The organism is Paenibacillus terrae (assembly GCF_000943545.1).
Classification (GTDB): Bacteria; Bacillota; Bacilli; order Paenibacillales; family Paenibacillaceae; genus Paenibacillus; species Paenibacillus terrae_A.
In genome coordinates, this window is sequence record NZ_JTHP01000021.1 from 53,296 (window position 1) to 74,961 (window position 21,666).

The 21,666-nt window shown below is 49.3% G+C and carries 18 protein-coding genes, 1 pseudogene and 2 riboswitches; of the genes and pseudogenes, 16 read left to right on the forward strand and 3 right to left on the reverse strand.

Annotation, left to right across the window (positions count from 1 at the left end; all coding sequences use genetic code 11):
• Window positions 1-87: 87 nt before the first annotated feature.
• From rhaD to rhaB, 3 genes are read right to left on the reverse strand one after another with little or no spacing between them, the layout of a single operon-like run.
• Entirely contained in the window at window positions 88-933 is an 846-nt protein-coding gene (gene rhaD / locus QD47_RS12435) for a rhamnulose-1-phosphate aldolase (RefSeq protein WP_044646422.1), read from the reverse strand.
• A gap of 50 nt (window positions 934-983) precedes the next feature.
• Window positions 984-2,240: an L-rhamnose isomerase gene (gene rhaA / locus QD47_RS12440; RefSeq protein WP_044646423.1), complete on the reverse strand. Its 1,257-nt coding sequence runs from the start codon at window positions 2,238-2,240 to the stop codon at window positions 984-986.
• Between the two features lie 12 nt (window positions 2,241-2,252).
• Entirely contained in the window at window positions 2,253-3,734 is a 1,482-nt protein-coding gene (gene rhaB, locus QD47_RS12445; RefSeq protein ID WP_044646424.1) for a rhamnulokinase, read from the reverse strand.
• A 421-nt stretch (window positions 3,735-4,155) separates the two neighbouring features.
• Window positions 4,156-4,259: riboswitch (purine riboswitch) on the forward strand.
• 157 nt (window positions 4,260-4,416) lie between these two features.
• Here rhaB and QD47_RS12450 point away from each other — a divergent pair.
• The 16 genes and pseudogenes from QD47_RS12450 to QD47_RS12525 form a co-directional block, all read left to right on the forward strand.
• Window positions 4,417-5,034, forward strand: coding sequence for a xanthine phosphoribosyltransferase (locus tag QD47_RS12450; RefSeq protein WP_044646425.1), 618 nt, complete (start codon window positions 4,417-4,419; stop codon window positions 5,032-5,034).
• Window positions 5,028-6,335, forward strand: a complete 1,308-nt coding sequence (locus QD47_RS12455; RefSeq protein WP_025686240.1) for a nucleobase:cation symporter-2 family protein — start codon at window positions 5,028-5,030, stop codon at window positions 6,333-6,335. Before QD47_RS12450 ends, QD47_RS12455 begins: the two co-directional genes overlap by 7 nt.
• Window positions 6,336-6,877: 542 nt before the next feature.
• Window positions 6,878-7,081, forward strand: a riboswitch (cobalamin riboswitch).
• Window positions 7,082-7,287: 206 nt separating this feature from the next.
• A complete protein-coding gene (locus QD47_RS12460; RefSeq protein WP_044646426.1) occupies window positions 7,288-8,871 on the forward strand; it encodes an ABC transporter substrate-binding protein in 1,584 nt (527 codons plus the stop codon).
• A 15-nt stretch (window positions 8,872-8,886) separates the two neighbouring features.
• Entirely contained in the window at window positions 8,887-9,816 is a 930-nt protein-coding gene (gene nikB / locus QD47_RS12465) for a nickel ABC transporter permease (RefSeq protein ID WP_044646427.1), read from the forward strand.
• A gap of 15 nt (window positions 9,817-9,831) precedes the next feature.
• Window positions 9,832-10,647: a nickel transporter permease gene (nikC, locus tag QD47_RS12470; RefSeq protein ID WP_044646428.1), complete on the forward strand. Its 816-nt coding sequence runs from the start codon at window positions 9,832-9,834 to the stop codon at window positions 10,645-10,647.
• Entirely contained in the window at window positions 10,644-11,612 is a 969-nt protein-coding gene (locus QD47_RS12475; protein WP_044646429.1) for an ATP-binding cassette domain-containing protein, read from the forward strand. The genes nikC (QD47_RS12470) and QD47_RS12475 overlap by 4 nt, the downstream gene beginning before the upstream one ends.
• Complete coding sequence (locus QD47_RS12480) at window positions 11,609-12,388, forward strand: ABC transporter ATP-binding protein (protein ID WP_044646430.1); 780 nt, start codon at window positions 11,609-11,611, stop codon at window positions 12,386-12,388. The genes QD47_RS12475 and QD47_RS12480 overlap by 4 nt, the downstream gene beginning before the upstream one ends.
• Before the next feature lie 141 nt (window positions 12,389-12,529).
• Window positions 12,530-14,155, forward strand: a complete 1,626-nt coding sequence (gene nikA, locus QD47_RS12485; protein ID WP_044646431.1) for a nickel ABC transporter substrate-binding protein — start codon at window positions 12,530-12,532, stop codon at window positions 14,153-14,155.
• Window positions 14,156-14,201: 46 nt separating this feature from the next.
• Window positions 14,202-15,146 carry a nickel ABC transporter permease subunit NikB gene (gene nikB / locus QD47_RS12490; protein ID WP_044646432.1) on the forward strand — a complete coding sequence of 315 codons (945 nt, stop codon included), beginning with the start codon at window positions 14,202-14,204 and terminating at the stop codon, window positions 15,144-15,146.
• Window positions 15,146-15,976 (forward strand): nickel ABC transporter permease subunit NikC, encoded by an 831-nt coding sequence (gene nikC, locus QD47_RS12495; protein ID WP_044646433.1) that lies wholly within the window; start codon window positions 15,146-15,148, stop codon window positions 15,974-15,976. The genes nikB (QD47_RS12490) and nikC (QD47_RS12495) overlap by 1 nt, the downstream gene beginning before the upstream one ends.
• Before the next feature lie 19 nt (window positions 15,977-15,995).
• On the forward strand, window positions 15,996-16,826 hold the full coding sequence (nikD, locus tag QD47_RS12500; RefSeq protein WP_044646434.1) for a nickel import ATP-binding protein NikD: 831 nt from the start codon (window positions 15,996-15,998) through the stop codon (window positions 16,824-16,826).
• Between the two features lie 37 nt (window positions 16,827-16,863).
• Window positions 16,864-17,673, forward strand: a complete 810-nt coding sequence (gene nikE / locus QD47_RS12505; protein WP_044646435.1) for a nickel import ATP-binding protein NikE — start codon at window positions 16,864-16,866, stop codon at window positions 17,671-17,673.
• Window positions 17,674-17,825: 152 nt separating this feature from the next.
• Window positions 17,826-18,635, forward strand: coding sequence for a transporter substrate-binding domain-containing protein (locus QD47_RS12510; RefSeq protein ID WP_044646436.1), 810 nt, complete (start codon window positions 17,826-17,828; stop codon window positions 18,633-18,635).
• A 30-nt stretch (window positions 18,636-18,665) separates the two neighbouring features.
• Window positions 18,666-19,382, forward strand: a complete 717-nt coding sequence (locus QD47_RS12515; RefSeq protein WP_044646437.1) for an amino acid ABC transporter permease — start codon at window positions 18,666-18,668, stop codon at window positions 19,380-19,382.
• Window positions 19,383-19,386: 4 nt separating this feature from the next.
• Window positions 19,387-20,154: an amino acid ABC transporter ATP-binding protein gene (locus QD47_RS12520; RefSeq protein ID WP_044646438.1), complete on the forward strand. Its 768-nt coding sequence runs from the start codon at window positions 19,387-19,389 to the stop codon at window positions 20,152-20,154.
• Between the two features lie 425 nt (window positions 20,155-20,579).
• Window positions 20,580-21,251: pseudogene (locus QD47_RS12525) on the forward strand (Rpn family recombination-promoting nuclease/putative transposase); the annotation flags it as partial.
• Window positions 21,252-21,666 lie beyond the last annotated feature (415 nt).

Here is a 21,666-nt window from a genome sequence, read left to right on the forward strand (position 1 = left end):
TCCCGATATGCGTAACAAAAACTCCATGGCTGGTTTAAGACAAGCCGTGGAGCCTTTTAGGTTGTGAGCTATGAGGTTAGCCTATGTTTATATGTTCAGGATTCCTTCTTTTGGAATAACGTTAAAGGCTTTAGCCAGATCCGCCAATTCCTGATCCGTAATCCGCTGCTGGATATCATGCTTAGCAATGAGCATATAAATTTGCGCCGCTTTTTCAATCGTTTCAATCAGGCCAAACGCTTCATCAATGGAGCTGCCTGTTCCGAAAATACCGTGATGAGGCCATAATACAGCATGATGATCCTTCATTTTTTTTGCCGTTTCGTGACCGATTTCGCTGGAACCCGGTACCATCCAAGGGATTACGCCGATACCGTCTGGAAAGACGACAATACATTCGGTACACATTTCCCACAGCGTTTTGGTAAACTGGTTTTCGTCCAGACTATGAATGAAGGTCATGGCAATGACATGGGTGGCATGATTATGGATCACAACACGATGGTTAGGATCCACCTTCAATCGTTCGATATGGCTCATAAAATGAGACGGCAATTCGCTGGTAGGTACCGCGTCATGCTTGAGGCCCCATAAGACCTCCAATTGCTCGCCATCCTGCGAGACACGAAGGACACCTAAATTGGCTTCCGGATCGGCAAGGACGTTCTTAAAATATTTACCTGATCCAGTGACGATAAAATATTTTCCAGCCAGCTCATTCACTGGAAAAGCAGGCTTAATCGTCCGAATGACTTGATGAATATCAAGATATTTGGCAACCTCTGCTTCATCCAGAATATAACTGACATTCCCTCCGTTACGCTCATCCCAGCCGAATTTCCACATGTTTTGCGTAATTTCCGCCATCTCGCGGACGAATGGAATATCCAGTTCTGATTTCCGTTCTTTTTGATTCTCCAGCACAGTAGTCATGGATGATCTCTCCCTTTGGGTGATATAAATATAAATTATCAATGCAGTAGTTACCGTTTCAGCAGTACCTGTTGTTCATAGTTTTTTGCTTCGGCCAGCCATTCTTCACGAACGGGGACACCGTTTTGAGCGCAATAGTAATCCCATACGGCCCCGAATGGATACGATTTGAATTCTTCGACCAGGGCAAGACGAGTGGTAAAGTCCCGTTTCTCTTCCGCATGCTTCAATGCTTCAATCGGTTCCAGCATAGCGCGAAGCAGCGCTTTGATCGTGTTGCGTGTTCCGATGACCCATGCAGCCACATGATTGATGCTGCCGTCAAAGAAATCAAGGCCGATATGTGTTCGGGAAAGCAAATCTCCGCGAACCAGCTCACGGGCAATGTCGAGTAATTCGTCGTCCATGGTCACCACATGATCGCTGTCCCAACGGACGGGTCTGCTGACATGGAGCAATAATTGATCGGTGAACATCAGCACGGAAGACAGTTTATTCGAAATGACTTCGGTCGGATGAAAGTGACCGGAATCGAGACAAATGGATTTGCCCCGCGTCAGCGCGTAGCCCATATAGAACTCATGCGAGCCGACGACATAGCTTTCCGAACCGATGCCGAACAGCTTGCTTTCAACTGCGTCTATGTTGTATTCTTCACTGATTTTTTCGCTGAAAATCTCGTCCAGAGAATCCCGCAGCCGCTCTCTTGGAGCCAAGCGGTCAATCGGGGTATCCTTGTAACCATCCGGCATCCAGTGGTTGGTAACACATGGCTGACCGAGTTCTTTTCCAAAATGCTCTGCAATCCTGCGCGATTTTTTGCAGTGTGTGATCCAGAAGTTACGAATTTCCGGGTCCTTGTGGCTCAGGGTGAAGCCGTCTTCCGCTTTGGGATGGGAGAACAAGGTGGGGTTAAAATCAAGCCCCAATCCCTGCTGTTTGGCCCAGTCTACCCAGTTCTGAAAATGACGCGGCTCCAATTGATCCAGATCCACTTGTTCTGTGGTATCCGCATAGATGGCGTGCAGATTGACCTTGTGTTGGCCCGGAATGAGCGACAGGGCTTTCTCTAAATCCTGACGCAATTCATCCGGTGTACCTGCTCTGCCCGGGTAGCTGCCTGTTACAGCAATGCCCCCGCTAAGCTGTTTGTCTTTGAACAGGAAGCCCTGAACATCATCTCCCTGCCAGCAGTGTAATGATATTTTGATCTCTGAAAGCTTCTGTAAAACGTCATCCACCTGAATACCGTGGCGGGCATACAGCTTTTTCGCTTCGTTATAACTGGCTTCAATGGCTTGATTCATGGGTTTACTCCTTTATCGAGATATCTGAATAGAGGACGCTGTTTGCTTCTTGAGACTCTCCCAGCGATCCAGAAGCCCTTCAATCCCACCTACCGTCCTCGGTTGATATAACTGGGTTGGGAAGGATTGGGCAATGACGCTGCCAGCAGCTTGGAGATCGTCAAGAGCGCCGATGCTGATGAGCTGCACGACAATATTACCGATGGCCGTAGACTCCGAAGGGCCTGCGTGAACCTCAATCCCCAAAAGATCGGCTGTTAGCTGACACAGCAATTCGTTATTAGCGCCTCCGCCGACAATGTGCAATCGGGTAATGGTTTCGTCTGTTAAACGCTGTAGTTCATACAAGGCATCCCGATAGCTTAGGGCCAGGCTGTCGAAAATACAGCGGGCGAGCGAACCCGGAGTTCGGGGAATGGGCTGCCCCGTTTCCTCGCAGAACCGTTGAATTTCAAGAGTCATGCTATCCGGGTTTAAAAATGCGGGCAGGTTGCAGAGAACGATACTGGCAAAAGGCGTTTCTGCCGAAGCCAGTTGGGCCAATTCGGCAAAGCTAAGAGCGGAACCGCCCTCTCTTCTTACCTCCTGAATCATCCATAGGCCCATAATGTTTTTCAGAAAACGGTATGTTCCGTAAGCTCCCCACTCATTGGTGTAGTTCGCCTGCATGGCTGCCTTGGTATTCAAGGCTTGAGATCGTTCCATACCCAGTAGCGACCACGTTCCGCTGCTAATATAGGCCCACGATTCTTCCCGCTTCGACGGAACACCCGCCACAGCCGATGCTGTATCGTGTGTAGGCACGACGATGAGTTGGCAGTCTGGAAGATCGTACTGCTGAACAAGCTCCGGTAAGATTGCACCCAGAGTCTGACCGGGCTCGCTAAGCTCCGCAAATTGATTACGGCGAAGCTGGAGCAGGGACAATAGTTCTTCATCCAACTCCCGGGTATTCACATTTAAAAGCTGCATGGTAGATGCATTCGTCGTTTCATTCATCATGATGCCCGTAAGGCGGTAGTACAGATAATCGGGAACCATCAATATTTTATCCGCTTGGGCAAGCTGCTCCCGATCATGGACGAACAGTTGATACAACGTGTTAAAATTCAGCTCCTGAATGCCTGTCTTCTCATATACATCTTCTCTGCTTATGAGCCGATGCAGCTTTTCGGGTGCATGAAGAGTTCGTGCATCGCGATAGGCGTAGATATCATGAATGCGACGACCTTCCTGATCCAGCAGGACGTAATCTACAGCCCATGTATCTATGCCGAGCGTGCAGGAACGAATCCCTTTCTGTTTGGCTTTTTGCAGTCCTTTTATGATCTCGTCAAACAGATCATCGACATTCCAGTAATCATGTCCGTCCCTTTCCGTAAAGGAGTTGCCGAACCTGTGAAGCTCTTCCAAGTGAAGCTGGCCACCTTGCAGGGTTGCACTTACGAGTCTTCCGCTTGAAGCCCCAATATCAACAGCAAGATAGTTATCCATATAAAATCTCCTTACGTGGGTGAAGTCCCGGCAGTCGAAGCTCCTGCCTCTTTACATCTTATATAATTCAATACTACTTCCGTTTTTCTGTGTAGTCAACACAAACGGAAATATAATATATGGTTTTATTTTGTTTTTTAAATTATAGATAAAATATAATATTGTTTGTTTGGTTTTATGTGCATTAATATCCGTTTTCTACAATCAGGATTTTGCAAAATTCGATTCCAGTCGCTCTGAAGTGCAATATATAGACGAACTAGACCTTTTCGATCTATATATTGTTCTTTGGAAGTCGCTTATTGGATTTTTGCAAAATCCTCACAATATATGTACCTTAATCGGAGGGGGATGTTCTTCAAGTGCCGCTGTCTGTATGAAAAATAGTCTTGAAACCGCCCGCCAGAGGGTGTAGTATACAAGGTATCAATTTCACATGACTCGTATAATATTGGGGATATGGCCCAAAAGTTTCTACCGGACGACCACTGTAATCGTCTGACTATGAGTGATAGCGCATCGGCTTCGGATGAAATGCGGGCATTTATTTGTGCGCTCATCCGTCAGGGATTACAACCCCAGGGACAGGCTTCACTTGAGAAACAACTCAAGGGAGCCTGTCCTTTTTTGGTTTTGGCAGGTTTATTCTATTTTAAAGTAAAGAAGGAGCGATACCCGCATCATGAAAGTTTTGGAGGAACGTATTCGTCAAGAGGGACAGATTTTATCCGACACGGTATTAAAGGTAGATTCATTTTTGAATCATCAGGTAGATACAGCATTGGCGCTGGAGATTGGTAAGGAGTTCGCACGTCTTTTTAGCAGTGCTCCCATTACGAAGGTGCTTACGGTTGAAGCAAGTGGTATTCAGTTTGCCATGGCTACAGCCATTGCATTGGGTGTTCCGTTCATCTACGCGAAGAAAAAGAAGGCAATCACGCTGAACGAGCAGGTATACTTCGCTGAGGTTCACTCGTTTACACGGCAGGAAACCTATCAGGTAAGTATTTCCCAAAAATATCTCGATGCCAGCGACCATGTGCTGATCGTGGATGACTTTCTGGCGACCGGTGCAGCATTGGTCGGACTTACAGATATTGTGAAGGAAGCAGGAGCGGAGCTGGCCGGGGTTGGCTGCGTGATCGAAAAGAGCTTTCAGGAAGGCCGTGGACTGCTGGAACAAAGAGGCATCGCCGTACGCTCTCTTGCGCGTATCGCTTCCATGGCACCGGGCGAGGTTCATTTTATAGAAGAAGCGGGTGCGGTAATTCCTTCCGTTAAGGAGAATGTGGGATGTTAAGCAAACAAAAGTTATTCGCGCTGGGCTTCCAGCATGTGATGGCGATGTACGCTGGAGCGATTGCCGTACCTCTCATTGTAGGGGGAGCATTGCACCTGACGCCAGCCCAGATGGCCTATCTGGTGGCTGCCGATTTGTTCACTTGCGGGATTGCTACGTTATTACAGATTATGGGCACGCGGTTTTTCGGCAGTAGATTGCCTGTCATCCTGGGCTGTACGTTTACGGCGGTGGGTCCGATTATTGCGATTGCGTCGACCTCGAATTTGGCAACCGCGTACGGAGCCATTATTTTATCAGGTATATTCGTGGTGCTCGCGGCACCGTTGTATGGCAAGCTGCTACGCTTTTTCCCGACGGTGGTTACGGGCTCGGTTGTTACGATTATCGGCCTGTCCCTCATTCCGGTGGCGATGAATAACGTAGCAGGGGGTCAGGGTAGCGCGGATTTTGGACAGCCGCGTAATTTGTTGCTGGCGTTAGTTACTTTGCTGGTTATTTTGCTTGTGAATCGGTTGGCAAAAGGCTTTTTACGCTCGATTTCCGTGCTCATCGGTCTGTTTGCGGGTACGGTGGTTGCTTATGCGATGGGGATGGTGCATTTTGCTCCAGTGGCGCAAGCGTCTTGGGTGAGTGTTGCGCAGCCGTTTTATTTTGGTAAGCCTGAGTTTAGCATTATGGCAGTATGTACGATGATTATCGTTAACATTGTCAGCATGGTCGAGTCTACGGGCGTTTATTTGGCAGTAGGCAAGGCGATTGATCAAAAGGTAGAGCAGAAGCAAATCGTCAATGGTCTGCGCTCCGAAGGACTTGCGATTATGCTCGGGGGTATTTTCAATGCGTTTCCTTACACGGCTTTCTCGCAAAATGTAGGTCTGATTTCGCTGACACGCGTCAAATCGCGGAACGTTATTTTTGCTGCGGGTGGTATTATGGTTGTTCTTGGTTTGCTGCCTAAACTGGCTGCCTTAACGACAGTGATTCCTAATGCTGTGCTGGGCGGGGCGATGATCGTTATGTTCGGTTCGGTTGCTGCATCGGGCATGTCTATTTTGTCAGAAGTGGACTTGCGGAAGGAAAGCAATCTGCTGATCGCGGCATGCAGCATTGCGGTGGGCCTCGGCTCTGCCGTGCTGCCCCAAATGTTCGACCAACTGCCGAGCTTTGCCAAAATGCTGCTGCAAAACGGCATCGTATCCGGCTCGATCACGGCGATTGTCTTGAACATCGTTTTAACGAAAAAACAAGCCGAATCGGTCAAAGGTGTGACAGTGTCGGAGGTTCCGCAGAAGGTTTGATAATTAGGATTAGATAAAGACAGCCGGAGAGAGGTCGTAAGCCTCTTTTTCCGGCTTTTTGGCATAGAGTTATTGATAAAGCCCTCTTCCTGTATGAAGAAGGGGATTTGAGATTCTATTAGAAGAATTTGCTAGAGTGGTAGGCAGAGGCGTGGTACGGAAGTTTCGGAACAAGCGAAAACCCACCGCGTAATTAGGTTGGCCCTTAACGGTGGGTTTCGTTTGCATTAACATTCAGTTATGCAGCGCGCCGTGGTGGTGATCCACAGCCTTTCAAGTCCTAAGAGTCTTTGCCGTTGGTAGCGGCGAAGACTCTTTTTAGTATACGGACACGATGGGTATCTCTATACCTAATTTTATCACATCCATTGCGTGCATGCAACGCAAAGTCATAGCCTTGATTCTCGCCGTATCGTTCAAATTTAAATTATTATGCGACATTTGTTGACAAGCCTGTAACAACAAAATAAGATAGTCCTAAATCGTAATGAAAAAGAATAAAGGAAGAAAACAGGTGTGAGCCGGACTTTCTATCTACAGGGTTTCGTTGAGATCATGTAGATGGCTGTTGTACGTGCTCACTTAAAAGGGAAGTTCGGTAGATTCCGACACGGACCCGCCACTGTATACAGGCATCAGCAGGGAATTGCTGTAGCTTTCGGAATAGCCACTGGAACTGTGAAGAACCGGGAAGGCCTGAAAGATACGCCTGAAGTCAGGAGACCTGCCTGTTTTAACATCACTGTCAGACCCACGGGATGCTGGGGAGGTGGTTGGGCGTGCTGCTTACGGAATGTCTGAAACCGATCCGATCCCTTCTATGATTAGAGGTGCTTTGAGGTGAGCTTTGGCATTTTATAATGAAAGCATTTCTGACTGCTGATCAGGCGGTCCGGGATGCTTTTTTTGCGTTAGGTATTTGTGAATGACAAGATAGAGGGGGATAAATAGGATGATAAGCAATCGTAAAAAGCGTTCATGGTCCATATGCACAGGGGTGATGCTGCTACTGGCAGTTATGGCTCTTGCGGGATGCTCCACAACTAATAAGACGGCGGACAGCTCCGACAAGGGCGAAAACACATCCGCACAACAGTCCACAACGGACAAAAAGCTGGTGATGGCGTATACGTGGAAGCCGTCAGGCGTTGACCCGCATGGCGATAATAGCTGGGATGTTATGCGGTCCGGCGCAGGCGAGACACTTGTCCGTTTGAATGAAAAGCTGGAGCCAGTGGCTTGGCTGGCCAAGGAATGGAAGCAGGACAGTCCCACGGTTTGGACGTTCAGCTTGCAGGATAAGGTCACTTTTCATGATGGAAAGAGTATGGACGCGGAAAGTGTGAAGGCTTCCCTGCTGCGCTCCATCGAGAAAAGCCATTTGGCAAAGGATTTGCTAGACGTTAAGTCGATTGATGTAATTGGGTCGCTGGCGTTGAAAATCACGACAAACCAGTCCAATTCAGCGCTGGTGTCCAATCTGGCTGATCCATCGACGATTGTGCTGGATGTAGCGTCCATGAAAGATGAGCAGAGCTACCCTGCGATGACAGGTGCTTTTAAAATTAAAGCGTTCAACAAGGATCAATCCTTGGTCGTAGAGCGTTATAACGAATATTGGGGCGAGAAGGCCCGGCTGGCTGAAGCAACGATGAAGTTCATTACGGACGGCAATTCACGCCTGTTGGCGCTGCAATCTGGCGAAGTAGATGTAGCGACTGATATTCCGGTGGATAACGCGGAGGTATTAAAAAAGAACGATAAGCTGCAAGTGCTGTCGGCTCCCTCTTTGCGCACTCATATGATCGTGTATAACATGGAGTCGCCTGTGTTCAAGGATGCCGCGAACCGCAAAGTAGTGGACAGCCTGATACCACGTGCATCCATTGTGAGTGCGATCATGAGAGGCTATGGTACGGAGGCAAGCAGCCCATTCCCGAGCATTCTCCCCTTCGGCAAGGTGGAACGTAAAGCGCTGGACGGAACGGCGGAGCAGTTGTTGACGAAGGATGGTTGGCAAAAGGATGCCCAAGGTACATGGACCAAGCAGGGCAAGCCGTTCGAGGTTACGTTGCTGACCTTCCCTCAGCGTCCAGAGCTTTCGGTCATGGCTGAGGTGATTCAGAGCCAACTGCTGAAAGAAGGCATCCAGGTGAAGATCCGCAAGGTGGAAAATATCGACGAGGCGCTAACCAAAAACGATTGGGATTTTGCCATGTACAGTATGCTGACTGCCCATACGGGGGAGCCGCAATATTTTATGGACATGTTTTATTCCTCTAAAAGCGAGGCCAATGTAAGCCGTTATGGTTCCAAACCGCTGGAGAACCTTCTTGGCAGCTTGAAGCTGGCGAAGGATACAGCACAGCGTAATGCCGTGACATTGCAAGCGCTGGATATCATTAATACCGATTTGCCGCAGTCGTTTATTGTTCACCCTGATAATGTATTTGGGGTGAAAAAAGGGGTAGAGGGCTTTACACCGCATCCGATTGAGTATTACTACATTACGGCGCAATCCGATATTGCGGAATAACGGGCTGCGTACCCTATGATTCGTTTTATTCTGGAACGTGTGGCGCAGCTTGTCATCATTGTGTTCGTTGTATCCACGCTGACGTTTGTGTTGATGAGGCTGGCTCCCGGCGACCCTGCTACCATTCTGCTCACCGCGCATAATGTGCCTGCCTCTGAGGAGGCGTTGACGGCGCTGCGGAAGGAGCTGGGCTTGAGCGAGCCGCTTCATATTCAGTATGTAAACTGGCTGCGTGATGTGTTCACAGGGCATTGGGGCACCTCCTATGTATCCAAGGAGTCGGTGCTAACCGAGCTGTGGAACAGACTGCCCGCTACCGTGGAGCTGGCCTCGGCGGGCTTTGCCGTCATGACGTTGCTGACTCTTGGGATGGGGCTGGCTGCCTCGGTAAAATCCAGCGGTTGGCTGGATCGTCTGGGAAGGCTGTTTGCACTGCTCGGATCGTCCATCCCCTCTTTTTGGCTTGGCTTTCTGCTGATTTACCTGTTCTCGGTCCGTTTGGGCTGGCTCCCGTCCATGGGTCGGGAAGATTGGACTCATTTGGTACTGCCAGCGCTGACCCTTGGGGCAGGTTTGGGGGCTGTGCAAGCCCGTGTACTGCGTGCCCAAATGCTGGAGCTGGGTGACCGGAATTTTGTGAAGGCGGCGAAGGCCCGAGGCTTTTCCCGCACGCATATTCTGTTTTTTGAGATATTCAGGCATGCGATTTTGCCGATCATCACGCTGTTAGGCACGAATCTGTCATTTATGCTGGCGGGTAATGTCATTGTAGAGACGATTTTTTCATGGCCGGGTTTGGGCAAGTATTTTATAGATGCGATTACGCAGCGGGATTATCCGGTGATCCAGGGGTATGTCATTTTTGCTGCATTTTTAATCGTAGGTGTTCAGTGTTTGGTAGATGTGGTCCAGGCGGCTGTAGATCCAAGGTTGCGTTTGCGTTAGGGGAGGAAGTTGAAAATGAAAAACATGCGGCTGTCCTTCAAAGGGAGCTTACTGACAGGAGGAGTGCTGCTGGGCCTGATCGTGCTGCTCGGGGTACTGGCTCCATGGGTTGCTCCTCATGATCCTCTTGATGTGGACCTTCTGAACCGTTTGGCACCACCTAGTCGGAAATATCCATTTGGTACGGATCATCTGGGTCGGGATGTACTGTCGCGCCTGATTTACGGGATTCGGACCAGCGTACTGATTGCTTGTGCGATTACAGTGACCACCTTGTGTATCAGTTTGCCGATAGGCTTGCTCATTGGCTATGTACGCGGGCGTATGGACCAGTTAGTCATGCGGGTCATTGACGGCGTGCTGGCTTTTCCCGATATCATTTTGACGGTGGCGATTGTGGGTATCTTGGGTCCGGGCTTTGTAAACATGACCTTAGCGATTATTGCGGTACGGTGGGCGGGATATGTTCGGTATATTCGCACCCTTGTTCAAAAGGCCTGTCAGGAGGACTATGTCCGATATGCCCGTTTATCCGGTAATTCACATGTGCGCGTACTAAGAAGCTATGTATTGCCGCAGGTGCTGCCACAGCTGCTTGTGTACGCGGTCTGGGACATCGGGCGAGTGGTGCTTATGGTTGCCGGACTTTCCTTTCTGGGGCTTGGCGTACAGCCGCCTAAGCCGGAATGGGGCGTGATGCTGCATGATGCGACGTCGTATTTTCAGGTGGCGCCGCATGTCATGATTTTTCCGGGCTTGGCGATTATGCTGTTTGTGCTTGCTTGCCAGCTTCTGGGAGACCGATTCTCGGAAAAGGGGGCGGCAGAATGAAGGATGGGACAGGACAGATGAAAGGAAAGATGGCAGGGCGCAAGCCAATGTTGCACGTGGAACATCTGGAGATATGTCGCATAGGCACAGGAGCCGGTACACGTATTGACGCAGCAACAGGTGCGGACGCAGGTAGGAAACCGGGCGTGAATGGGAAAACAATGCGGATAAGCGGACATCAACCGTTGCTCCGGGATGTCAGCTTTTCCGTGTATCCGGGGGAAATTGTGGCCTTGACCGGGCCGAGCGGATGCGGCAAGAGTCTGACCGCGCACGCAATCTCGGGCATGCTGGAGCCGGGGATCGGCGTTACGCAGGGGCATATGTACTACAACGGGGAGGACATCGTCCCGTTTGATGAACGGCGCTGGCAAAGGCTGCGCCGCGAGGACATTGCCCTGCTCATTCAACAATCGCTGAGCGGGTTGAATCCGATCCGTACCGTCCGCGCACAGCTGACGGACACGCTCAGACTGCACGGGCGGCGCTGGATGCCGCCCGACCAGAAGGGGCAAGCCGATGCTGCTCCATCCCTTGCTGTACCGCAGCAAGTCGCTCCACAGGGCGTGCTGCCCCAGATGCGGCAGATGCTGAGCGGGATTGCACAGCTGGCCAGAGGCCGCGTCACTCAAGCGCAGGAGGCTTATCTGTGCTCTTTATTGAGGAAGGTCGGGTTTGCAGACCCTGAGCATATTTTGTCCTCGTACCCTTTTGAATTAAGCGGAGGGATGTGTCAAAGGGTACTACTGGCTGCGATGCTAAGCTCCGGTCCGCGCCTTTTTATTGCCGATGAGCCTACCACGGCACTGGATGTTATCAACCGGGACAAGGTTCTGGCGTTATTCCAACAGTTGAGAGAGGACTTGGATCTCACCATTTTGCTGATTTCTCATGATCGTCAGGGTGTGAGTCGTGTGGCGGATCGTGTACTGGAGATGAGCCCGGAAGGAAGGATGCGCGAATGATACTGGAATTAAAGCAAGTGACCAAAGCCTATCCTGTCCGCAGACGGAGAAAAGGCTGGTTCAACAAGCAAGATAGCGGGCAGGCCGCCGTGAAGCAGGTGAGTCTGGAGCTGCAACGGGGAGAATGCCTTGGACTGGTTGGCGAAAGCGGAAGCGGCAAAAGTACGCTGGCACAATGTATCCTAAGGCTGGAATCGTTGACCTCGGGGGAGATTTGGCTGAATCATCAGCCCATTCACACCGGAAGGATGAAGGATATCCATCTGTACAAACGAATCCAGCTGGTCGCACAGGATTCGTCTTCCTCGCTCCATCCTCGCATGATCATACGAGATATTTTGGAGGAACCGATCCGTAACTATTTTCCCGAACGAAAAGCGCAAGCACTGGATATCTGCCTGTCTTTACTGGAATCGGTGGGGCTGGACGCGGAATGTCTGGAGAAATACCCGTCGCAGCTAAGCGGCGGACAAAAGCAGCGGGTATGCATCGCCCGTGCGCTGGCGGTGGAGCCGGAAATCATCTTGTTCGACGAGTCCGTCGCCAATCTCGATACGGAAACGCAGGCCTCTGTACTGGACATGCTCAAGAGAGCGCAGGTGGAGCGCCAGCTCTCCTATCTTTTTATCACCCATGATCTTCAATCCACCCGTCCGTTTTGTGATCGGATTGCCGTCATGTATCAGGGGGAGATTGTGGAGATATTTCAGGAATGGGATAAAGACCTGTTACAGCATGAATACACGCGTACTCTGTTTCAAACGTTGACGGAATGAGCCATACATCTCATATTCTACAAATTTAAAATAAATATGAGCTTTCTTTGTCGAATATGTTGACAAAATAGGATGTGATACCTATTCTAAATATGATTATGATAATCATTATCACGTACATAGAAAAGGGGAATTACATTGATGTCCGTTCGACACCGCAAGACTGCTACCCTTATGTTGGTGGCAATCCTCTTATTATCCGTTATTTTGGGTTGCGCGAAGCAGGAGAACACACCTGCATCCACCTCAATGGACGGAACTGCCAATGAAAAGTCGATCACGCTATCGTGGCCGCGCGACATTGGTACCATGAACCCTCACGTATACAATCCTTCCCAACTTTTTGCACAATCCATGATTTATGAGCCGTTAGTCAGCTACAAGCAAGGAGGCAAGCTGGAGCCTGCTTTGGCTGAATCCTGGACTATTTCCAAGGACGGCAAAATATATACGTTCAAGCTGCGCAAAGGCGTAAAATTTTCGGATGGAACGCTATTTAATGCGGCTATTGTCAAAAAGAACTTTGACGCTATCATGAAAAATGAGAAAACGCACAGCTGGCTTGGTATAGTAAGCGTTCTCGACAAAACGGAAGCTGTAGATGACAGCACCTTCCGCATGACGCTCAAAGAGCCGTACTATCCGGTGCTTCAGGACTTGTCCGTCGTTCGTCCATTCCGTTTTCTGGGTGAAGCCGGGTTCCCGGATGATGGAGATACGTCCAAAGGCATCAAGAAACCGGTAGGTACCGGACCTTGGATGCTGGATGAATACAAACAAGACGAATATGCTACCTTCAAGCGTAACCCGAATTATTGGGGAACCGCACCGAAGGTGGATAAAATTATCGTAAAAATCATTCCCGATGGCGAAACGCGTGTAATGGCCTTTGAGAAAGGCGATCTGGACCTGATTTACGGAGAGGGCGTCATCAGTCTGGATGCTTTCAAGCAGCTTCGCGACACGAATAATTATGTGACCAAGCTGTCTGAGCCTGTCGGCACAAGAAGCCTGTTGCTCAATTCGTCCAATCCCAAGCTGGCAGACCTTCGGGTACGTCTGGCGCTCCAGCATGGCTTTAACAAGCAGGCAATGGTGGAAGGCGTGACCTCGGGGCTGGAGGAAAAAGCGGATACTGTTTTATCCAAAAACTATCCGTATACAAATGTGGACTTACAGCCCGTTGACTATGATGTGGAAAAATCCAAAGCGCTGCTGGATGAGGCTGGCTGGAAGCTGCCCGCAGGCGGCACGGTACGGGAGAAGAACGGACAACAGCTGGATTTTGAGCTGATTTTTGATAAGACCGATCCAGTCCAAAAGGCGATGGCCGAAACCATTCAGGCGGAATGGGGAGAACTGGGTGTCAAGGTGAACCTGACCGGGCTGGAGCTGACGGTTCAAATCAAACGCCTTAGATCCAATCAGTTTGATCTGTACTTCTGGTACAACTATGGTGCGCCTTATGATCCGCATTCCTTTATTAATGTCATTGCCAAGAAGAGCTTTGGGATTTCCGAGGTACTGAGCGCTCTTCCGATGAAGAAGGATCTGGATCAGCAAGTACACGAAGCCCTCTCATCGACAGACGAAACCAAGCGTCAGGAGCTGTATGCTTCGATTCTGAAAACCCTTCAGGAGCAATCTGCCATTGTGCCTATTTCGTATATTAAGAAAACCGCAGTATATCAGAAAAAGATTACGAATTTTGTATTCCCGGCCAATCGGGATGAAAATCCGTTTGAGAGAATTGAAATCGGGAAGTAGTTGAAACCGAAGGGTAACGATAGTTTACAGGATAGGAGGACAACTCATGATCAGCTATATCGGGAAGCGAATGGTAGCGATCATTCCTATTGTTCTCTTTGCCACCCTCGTTACCTTTGCACTCATTCATATTTCACCAGTTGATCCGGCTGAGGCCTATTTGACGGCAGCTCATATCTATCCAACTCCGGAGATTTTGGAGCAGAAAAGACATGAGTTTGGGCTGGATCAGCCTTTGCTGACGCAGTATATACAGACGCTGCAAAGAATCAGTCGTCTGGACTTTGGTACTTCATATCTGACGAACAAGCCGGTGTGGGATGAGGTGAAGGTTCGGCTGCCTGCCACCGTCGAGCTGGCGCTGAGCAGTATGGTGCTATCTATCGTGGTGAGTATCCCGCTGGGCGTACTGGCGGCGATGCGTAAAAATGGCTGGATCGACATGCTTAGTCGGGGAATTTCTTATTTTGGAGCGTCTATTCCTCAATTCTGGCTGGGATATCTGTTGATCTTCTTTTTTTCCGTGAGGCTGGATTGGCTGCCTGTAGAGGGGCGGGGGACATGGCAGCATCTGGTGTTGCCTACGTTGACCCTGTCGCTGGTTCTGATTGCTCTATATACGCGCCTGCTGCGCTCCAGTGTATTGGAGCAGCTTCAGGAAACGTATGTGCAGTATGCCAGAACCAGAGGGATTCGTGAACGGGTGATCATGCTTAAGCATGTGCTCAAAATTGCCATTGCCCCGCTGATTACGGGTATGGGCATGAATCTGGGCAAGCTGCTGACCGGAACGATTATTGTCGAGCAGGTGTTTTCATGGCCCGGGTTTGGCCGTTATTTTGTGGAAGCGATTTTTAACCGGGATATTCCCGTCATACAATGCTATGTGTTTTTGGCGGCATGCCTGTTCATCGTATGCAATTTGCTCGTTGATCTGGTGCATTTGTATATGGATCCCCGAATTTCATCGAAGGGACGAACAGAGCAGTGATGATAAGGTTGCGTACAATGCTCAAGGGTCAAAAGGTGATCGTGGTCTGCTCTGTAGTGCTTTTGATTCTTTTAATGATTATGGCGCTGGCCCCGTGGCTGGCTCCCCATGATCCGGTTAAAGTCAATTTACTGCATAAGCTGGAAGGCCCTTCGAAAGAATATTGGCTGGGAACCGATCATTTGGGTCGGGACAATCTGTCCCGGCTGCTGTATGGAGCGCGGATTTCGCTCGGTTTTGCGACATTAATTTTCTTGTCCTCGCTTAGTATCGGTGTCGTGATTGGATCAGTTGCAGGTTATTTGGGCGGCTGGGTCGATAGTGTACTGATGCGGTTTTGCGAAGGCATTATGGCGTTTCCGAATCTGGTACTTGTGCTGGGTATTGTCGGTATTTTTGGGCCGGGTCTCATGCAGGTACTGCTCGCCTTGATGATGGTGCAGTGGGTGTATTATGCCAGAATGTGCCGCAATATGGTCGTCAGTCTGAAAGAGCGGAATTTCATAGCTGCCGCAAGGATTAGCGGGTCCTCCTCAGGGGCCATTATCCGGCGGCATATCATTCCGAATGTACTGCGGCCGATTGTGGTCATGGGTACGCTGGAGATGGGCTGGGCGATCATGGATATTTCGGCGTTGTCTTTCCTCGGTCTGGGCATCCAGCCGCCGACCCCCGAATGGGGAGCCATGATCCATGAAGGAACGGGATACATCCGCAGTCATCCGGAATTAATGATCTATCCGGGCGTCATGATTCTGGTGGTGGTAATGACCTTCAATATATTGGGGGAGGCGCTGTCCGACCGATACGGAATTGCCAAACGTCAGTAAAACAGGAGTGAGAACAACGATGGATGACGGGGCGAAGTCGAAGGTGCTGGAGGTCAGCGGCTTGCAGGTGAAGCTCAAAACCGATGCAGGGGCGGTGTCTCTGCTGGAGCCGATCCATTTTGAGCTGAAAAAGGGACAGGTTCTTGGTCTTGTCGGCGAGAGTGGAAGCGGTAAAACGGTAACCTGTAACGCGCTGCTCCAGTTGCTGGATCGCCAGACGATGGACGTGGAAGGCAGTGTCCGTCTGAACGGGCGCGAGCTGAATGGAATGGCTTCAGAGGAGATACGGCGTATTCGGGGCAAAGAAATCGCGTTTATTATGCAAAATCCAATGAGCGCCTTTACGCCGGTGTATACGATTGGGTCTCAGTTTATGGAAACGATCCGCACGCACACCGGATTGACCACACGACAGGCCCGCGACCTTGCCATATCGGCTTTGGAAAACATGAATCTGCCCGACCCGGCCAAGCTGATGAAGCGTTATTCGTTTCAGTTGAGCGGGGGGATGCTGCAACGGGTCATGATTGCCATTTCTATGTGCCTGCGGCCAGCGGTAGTTATTGCAGATGAACCAACGACGGCGCTCGATGTCGTTAATCAGCTACAGGTGCTAAGAGAGTTGAATCGCTTGCGTATGGAATACGACACTTCCATTTTGCTGATCTCGCATGATCTGGGCGTCATATCCCAAATGGCGGATGAAGTGGCTGTCATGCAGCGGGGACGTATCGTTGAGCAGGCGGAGGTTCATCAGTTGTTCGATCAGCCACAGCATGATTATACGAAAATGCTGCTGCATGCCAGGCCCAAGTTGTCCCTACGGGGCGTGAATCAGGTAGGCGAGTAGTCGCCTGTGGACGGTTATACTTTCAAAAGGGGAGCGAATGCGCGTGCTACAAGTGAAGGAAGTAACTCATAGCTATGGAAGGCGCAAATGGTCGGGCCGCTCCGAACCACGCCCCCCTGTGCTGGCGGACGTTTCGCTTACCATAGAGAGCGGATTTTGCCTGGGCTTGCTTGGAACCAGCGGAGCGGGTAAAAGCACGCTGGGCAAGGTCATTCTGGGGCTGGAGAAGCCGCAGGAGGGCCGGGTACTGTTTCAGGGTCAGGACATTTATAATGGAAGCACACAAGCCCGCAGGGGGCTGCGACGGGATATGCAGGTCGTATTTCAGGACTGTTATTCGGCTGTAAATCCCCGGATGACCGCTGGACAGATTATCGGGGAGCCTCTGGACAATTACGAGCGGTTATCGGTACAGGAGCAAAAGAGAACGGTTGAGCACCTGCTGGAGCGGGTCGGTCTCAAGCCGGAGGATCGGAATAAATTTCCGCATCAGTTTAGCGGCGGACAATTGCAGCGAATCAACATCGCCCGGGCGATTGCACTCAAACCAAAGCTAATCGTGCTGGATGAGTCCGTCAGTAGCCTGGATATGGTTCACCAGATGCACATTTTATCCCTGCTGGGAGAGCTGAAATCCTCGTTTGGATTGTCGTATCTATTCATCACACATGATATTCGGGCGGCTTACGCCGTCTGTGATGGCTTTGCTGTGATGGAGAAGGGGAGATTGATCGAGCGCTGTGACGAGAAGGACCAGATTTTTGAATCCGCTCATCCGGCTGTGCAACAGTTGATCTCGTCCATATTGCCGGAACATCCAGCAGACCGTCTTTCACTTTATGAATGAGAGTTGACCCGCAAGGGTCCTTTTTTTTGTGATATATTTTGTAATATATATGGATAAGTAATTGAAATCAAATTTACCTGTTGTATTATTAGTATAAAAAGTTATAATATAAAATCATAGTAATTTACTTGGATTAAGAAGGGATATCACATATGAAGAAATCTGCTTTCGTTGCAGTGCTTGGCCTATCTCTCGTGATACTGACCGGAGCCTTGAGCGGATGCTCCTCAAAGGAAGCGGCGTCGGGGGATAAGGTGATCTATGTCGGCACACAAAATGACTACCCGCCGTTTGCTTTTGTGAATGATAAAAATGAACTGACCGGATACGATGTAGAAGTGGTCAAGGAGATCGACAAGAAGCTGGACGGCTACAAGTTTGAGTTTGTACCTTCGGGCTGGGATGCGATATTCCTCGCACTGGATTCGAACAAAATTCAGGTGGTGGCAGACGAGGTTGCCAAAAATCCCGAGCGCGAGCAAAAATATTTGTTCTCGGATGAACCCTACTTTCAGGCACAATCCGTCATTGTTGTGAAAAAAGGTAGAACCGATATTCATTCCCTCAAGGATTTGGAAGGCAAGAAGGTAGCCGCCTCGGTAGGCGATTCCTACACACAATTGCTGGAACAGTACAATGCGAAGAACGGCAACAAAATCATTTTGAAATACAATGATACAGGCACTTCGTCCGACAACCTTCAGGACGTGCAAAACGGCCGGGTGGATGCCTATGTGAATGATCCGGTGATGGTGGCGGCAACGATTAAGAAGGAAGATTTGCAGGTGGAAGCTGTGGGCGATCCGGTGCAAAGTGACAACATTAACCTGGTGTTCAAAAAGGATAAGCAGGGCGAAGAGCTGAAAGCTAAAATCGACCCGATTATTAAAGAGCTTACAACGGACGGAACGCTGAAAAAGCTGTCTGAACAATGGACAGGCGGAGAATTTATTCCTCAGTAACAACAACGTAAAGGGTAGAGTGGGGTTCCTATGGAAAAGCTGTTTGACCTTGATTATATGCTGAAAAGCCTTCCCCAGATCGTAGAGTATCTCCCCGTAACACTGTGGATTGCATTATTGTCCATGCTGCTGGGCTCGATCATCGGGTTGGCTACGGCCTTAATTCGGATATACAAAGTGCCTGTATTGGCGCAATTGTCTACGCTGTATGTCTCGTACATTCGGGGAACGCCGCTCATCGTGCAGCTATTCCTCGTATATTACGGAATACCCAAGTTTTTGTATTATTTTCAGAGCGAATACGGATTCTTGCAGCAATTCAATGTCTATGTGATTCCACCCGAGCTGTTCGCATTGCTGTCATTTTCGTTGAACCTCGGTGGGTATCTGTCGGAGACGTTCAGAGCGGCCATTCATTCAGTGGACCGGGGGCAGTTTGAGGCTGCCAATTCCATCGGGATGAGCCAAACGCAGATTATGCTCAAAATTGTGCTGCCACAGGCGTTGACAGTGGCTTTGCCCAATTTGGGGAACACGCTGATTAGTACGGTGAAGGATACGTCCTTTATCTTTATGATTGGTGTTGTCGATATGATGGGACAGGCCAAAATTATGGGCGCACGTGCGCTGGCCTTTTTTGAGGTATACGTTGCGGTGTCCCTGATCTACTGGCTGGTGTGCATCATTATTGAGCGTGGGCTTGTCGTGCTGGAGAAGCGTATTCGAATTTACGAAAGAAGTGAGTAAGGACATGATTCAACTTCATCAAATTCATAAGCATTTTGGACAGCATCATGTGTTGAAGGGTATAGACCTGACCGTAGGCAAAGGAGAAGTCGTGGTTATTCTGGGGCCAAGCGGATCGGGCAAGTCCACATTGCTGCGCAGCATTAATTTTTTGGAGCAGCCGACCAGCGGTGTCATTGAGATCGACGGTGTGAAGGTGGATGCAGCCAAGGCGGGGAAAAAGGACATTCTCGGACTGCGCACGGCAACGGCAATGGTATTTCAGCAATATCAACTGTTCAAAAACCTGAATGCCCTCCACAATGTCATGATCGGCCTGACAAGTGTCAAAAAGCTGGACCGCAAGCAGGCGAGGGAGATCAGTGAAGGCATTCTGGAAAAGGTCGGGTTGAAGGATCGCATGGCCTACTACCCTGCCCAGCTTTCGGGTGGACAGCAGCAGCGTGTGGCAATTGCCCGCGCCTTGGCGCTGAATCCGCAGGTGTTGCTGTTCGACGAACCGACGTCCTCACTCGACCCCGAGCTGGTGGATGAGGTGCTGTCGGTCATTCAAAAGGTAGCGAGTGAAGGTAATACGATGATTATCGTCACGCATGAGCTTGGTTTTGCGAGGGATGTCGCCGATCGGGTCGTGCTGATGGAGCATGGCGTGATTGTGGAGCAAGGCCCGGTGGAGCAGTTTTTCACCAATCCGAAGGAAGAACGGACACGGCAGTTCCTGGGCAAAGCGTTGGTACAGAGAGCGCCGCAGGAGCAACCGGTATCTTCGTAAAATACGTGGAACGGGGTACAACAAGGTTCGCCTCCATATGCAGTACCAGTGAAGACATCTTAAATGGTGTCTTTTTTCATTTCTGGGGCTTACGGTTAATGAATACAGTGAGTTTCACTGATGCTATGCGAAGATGGGCAAGTTTGGCCGTCACATAACCAGTGTTAAATATAGCCGCCTTCCATATTTCCTCATCCGTACTTCGATTCGTTAAAACTACTTCTCTAAAACCTCCAAAGCTTCTTAGTTTTCTTTTACTAAACTGCTCACTTATGCCTAATATGTTCCAACACGGCAAGCTGATTCAAGCTGAGCGGTTTTACTCACCTTTGTAAGGCTCAAAATCCTTGAAAAATGATATAATAATAACGAATGGAGCTGATAACGATGGATTTACTTGACCCTCGTGTAGATTTTGTATTCAAACGGATAAAGATGATCCGCTCGACAAACAGTCCATCTTTGATGTTTACGCCAAGACCTCTGAAGGTAAACTAATTGATATAGAAATGCAGCTTTTTAATAAGTATGATATTGAGAAACGAACGCTGTTTTATTGGTCCAAACGATATACGAGTCAACTCAGCGAGGGCGATAAGTACCGAGAACTGAAGAAATGCGTGACGATCAACATTTTAAACTATTCGTTCTTGAAGAATGAGCAATATCATAACATATTTCATTTGCGGGAAGACCGGACAGGGATATCCTTGATTGATGACATTGAGGTTCATTTCTTGGAATTGCCTAAGCTGGATGAGCATAGCGTTCCGTCTGAAGGCGGATTGATCAATTGGCTGTTGTTTCTAAAAAGTGCCGATACATCATATTGGGAGGTGCTGAAGATGAATGAGCCAGGTTTGGAGAAGGCGATGGACACCCTGCAATATTTGAGTCAGGATTCGGATGCCAGACGATTGTATGAGGCCAGACAGAAGTATCTGCATGATGAGGCTTCTATGCTGGAAAGTGCAGAAATGGAAGGTGTTAAGAAAGTGGCCAAGAATATGCTCGAAATGAATATGGATATAACGACCATTGTGAAGGCCACTGGATTAACGGAACAGGAAATCAAAGGCTTGAGCAAGAATAGTTAAGGGTTTTTCTATATCGAATTAAAAGACTCCTTACTAATAGCTTCTTTTGTTCCTACAGCTAGATTCTCTTTTCGTAAATCTAGTGGATCACGATTAGCGACAAGAACAAATTGACTTGGTTGCTCTGCAATGCCCATGGTAGACGATCAGCTTTTCTACATAGCTGCCGATGAACTTCTTGATCTCAGGAAGATTTCGGCTGGAGATGTGGTCCTGAAAGCCAGAAAGCAGTTGTCGCAGACTTTCCTCTGTGATGGTTGCTTTTTCTTTTACATGCTGAACTCAAAGATGACTGAGCCATCCATGCTTGTACACATAGAGTCTGTAAAATAAATTGTGTACTCACCCACGCTTATTTCCAATGTCACTTAAATCAGTCTTGTGATTTTTTGTGAAGTACGTAATGTATAGAATG

What these genes read in the sequence shown, in the direction of transcription:
- nikB (WP_044646432.1), top strand. Translation starts at nt 14,202, where the DNA reads ATGATCAGCTATATCGGGAAGCGAATGGTAGCGATCATTCCTATTGTT.
- nikE (WP_044646435.1), top strand. Translation starts at nt 16,864, where the DNA reads ATGCGCGTGCTACAAGTGAAGGAAGTAACTCATAGCTATGGAAGGCGC.
- nikC (WP_044646433.1), top strand. Translation starts at nt 15,146, where the DNA reads ATGATAAGGTTGCGTACAATGCTCAAGGGTCAAAAGGTGATCGTGGTC.
- QD47_RS12455 (WP_025686240.1), top strand. Translation starts at nt 5,028, where the DNA reads ATGTTAAGCAAACAAAAGTTATTCGCGCTGGGCTTCCAGCATGTGATG.
- rhaA (WP_044646423.1), bottom strand. Translation starts at nt 2,240, where the DNA reads ATGAATCAAGCCATTGAAGCCAGTTATAACGAAGCGAAAAAGCTGTAT.
- QD47_RS12520 (WP_044646438.1), top strand. Translation starts at nt 19,387, where the DNA reads ATGATTCAACTTCATCAAATTCATAAGCATTTTGGACAGCATCATGTG.
- rhaB (WP_044646424.1), bottom strand. Translation starts at nt 3,734, where the DNA reads ATGGATAACTATCTTGCTGTTGATATTGGGGCTTCAAGCGGAAGACTC.
- rhaD (WP_044646422.1), bottom strand. Translation starts at nt 933, where the DNA reads ATGACTACTGTGCTGGAGAATCAAAAAGAACGGAAATCAGAACTGGAT.
- QD47_RS12515 (WP_044646437.1), top strand. Translation starts at nt 18,666, where the DNA reads ATGGAAAAGCTGTTTGACCTTGATTATATGCTGAAAAGCCTTCCCCAG.
- QD47_RS12475 (WP_044646429.1), top strand. Translation starts at nt 10,644, where the DNA reads ATGAAGGATGGGACAGGACAGATGAAAGGAAAGATGGCAGGGCGCAAG.
- nikD (WP_044646434.1), top strand. Translation starts at nt 15,996, where the DNA reads ATGGATGACGGGGCGAAGTCGAAGGTGCTGGAGGTCAGCGGCTTGCAG.
- nikA (WP_044646431.1), top strand. Translation starts at nt 12,530, where the DNA reads ATGTCCGTTCGACACCGCAAGACTGCTACCCTTATGTTGGTGGCAATC.
- QD47_RS12480 (WP_044646430.1), top strand. Translation starts at nt 11,609, where the DNA reads ATGATACTGGAATTAAAGCAAGTGACCAAAGCCTATCCTGTCCGCAGA.
- QD47_RS12510 (WP_044646436.1), top strand. Translation starts at nt 17,826, where the DNA reads ATGAAGAAATCTGCTTTCGTTGCAGTGCTTGGCCTATCTCTCGTGATA.
- nikC (WP_044646428.1), top strand. Translation starts at nt 9,832, where the DNA reads ATGAAAAACATGCGGCTGTCCTTCAAAGGGAGCTTACTGACAGGAGGA.
- nikB (WP_044646427.1), top strand. Translation starts at nt 8,887, where the DNA reads ATGATTCGTTTTATTCTGGAACGTGTGGCGCAGCTTGTCATCATTGTG.
- QD47_RS12450 (WP_044646425.1), top strand. Translation starts at nt 4,417, where the DNA reads ATGAAAGTTTTGGAGGAACGTATTCGTCAAGAGGGACAGATTTTATCC.
- QD47_RS12460 (WP_044646426.1), top strand. Translation starts at nt 7,288, where the DNA reads ATGATAAGCAATCGTAAAAAGCGTTCATGGTCCATATGCACAGGGGTG.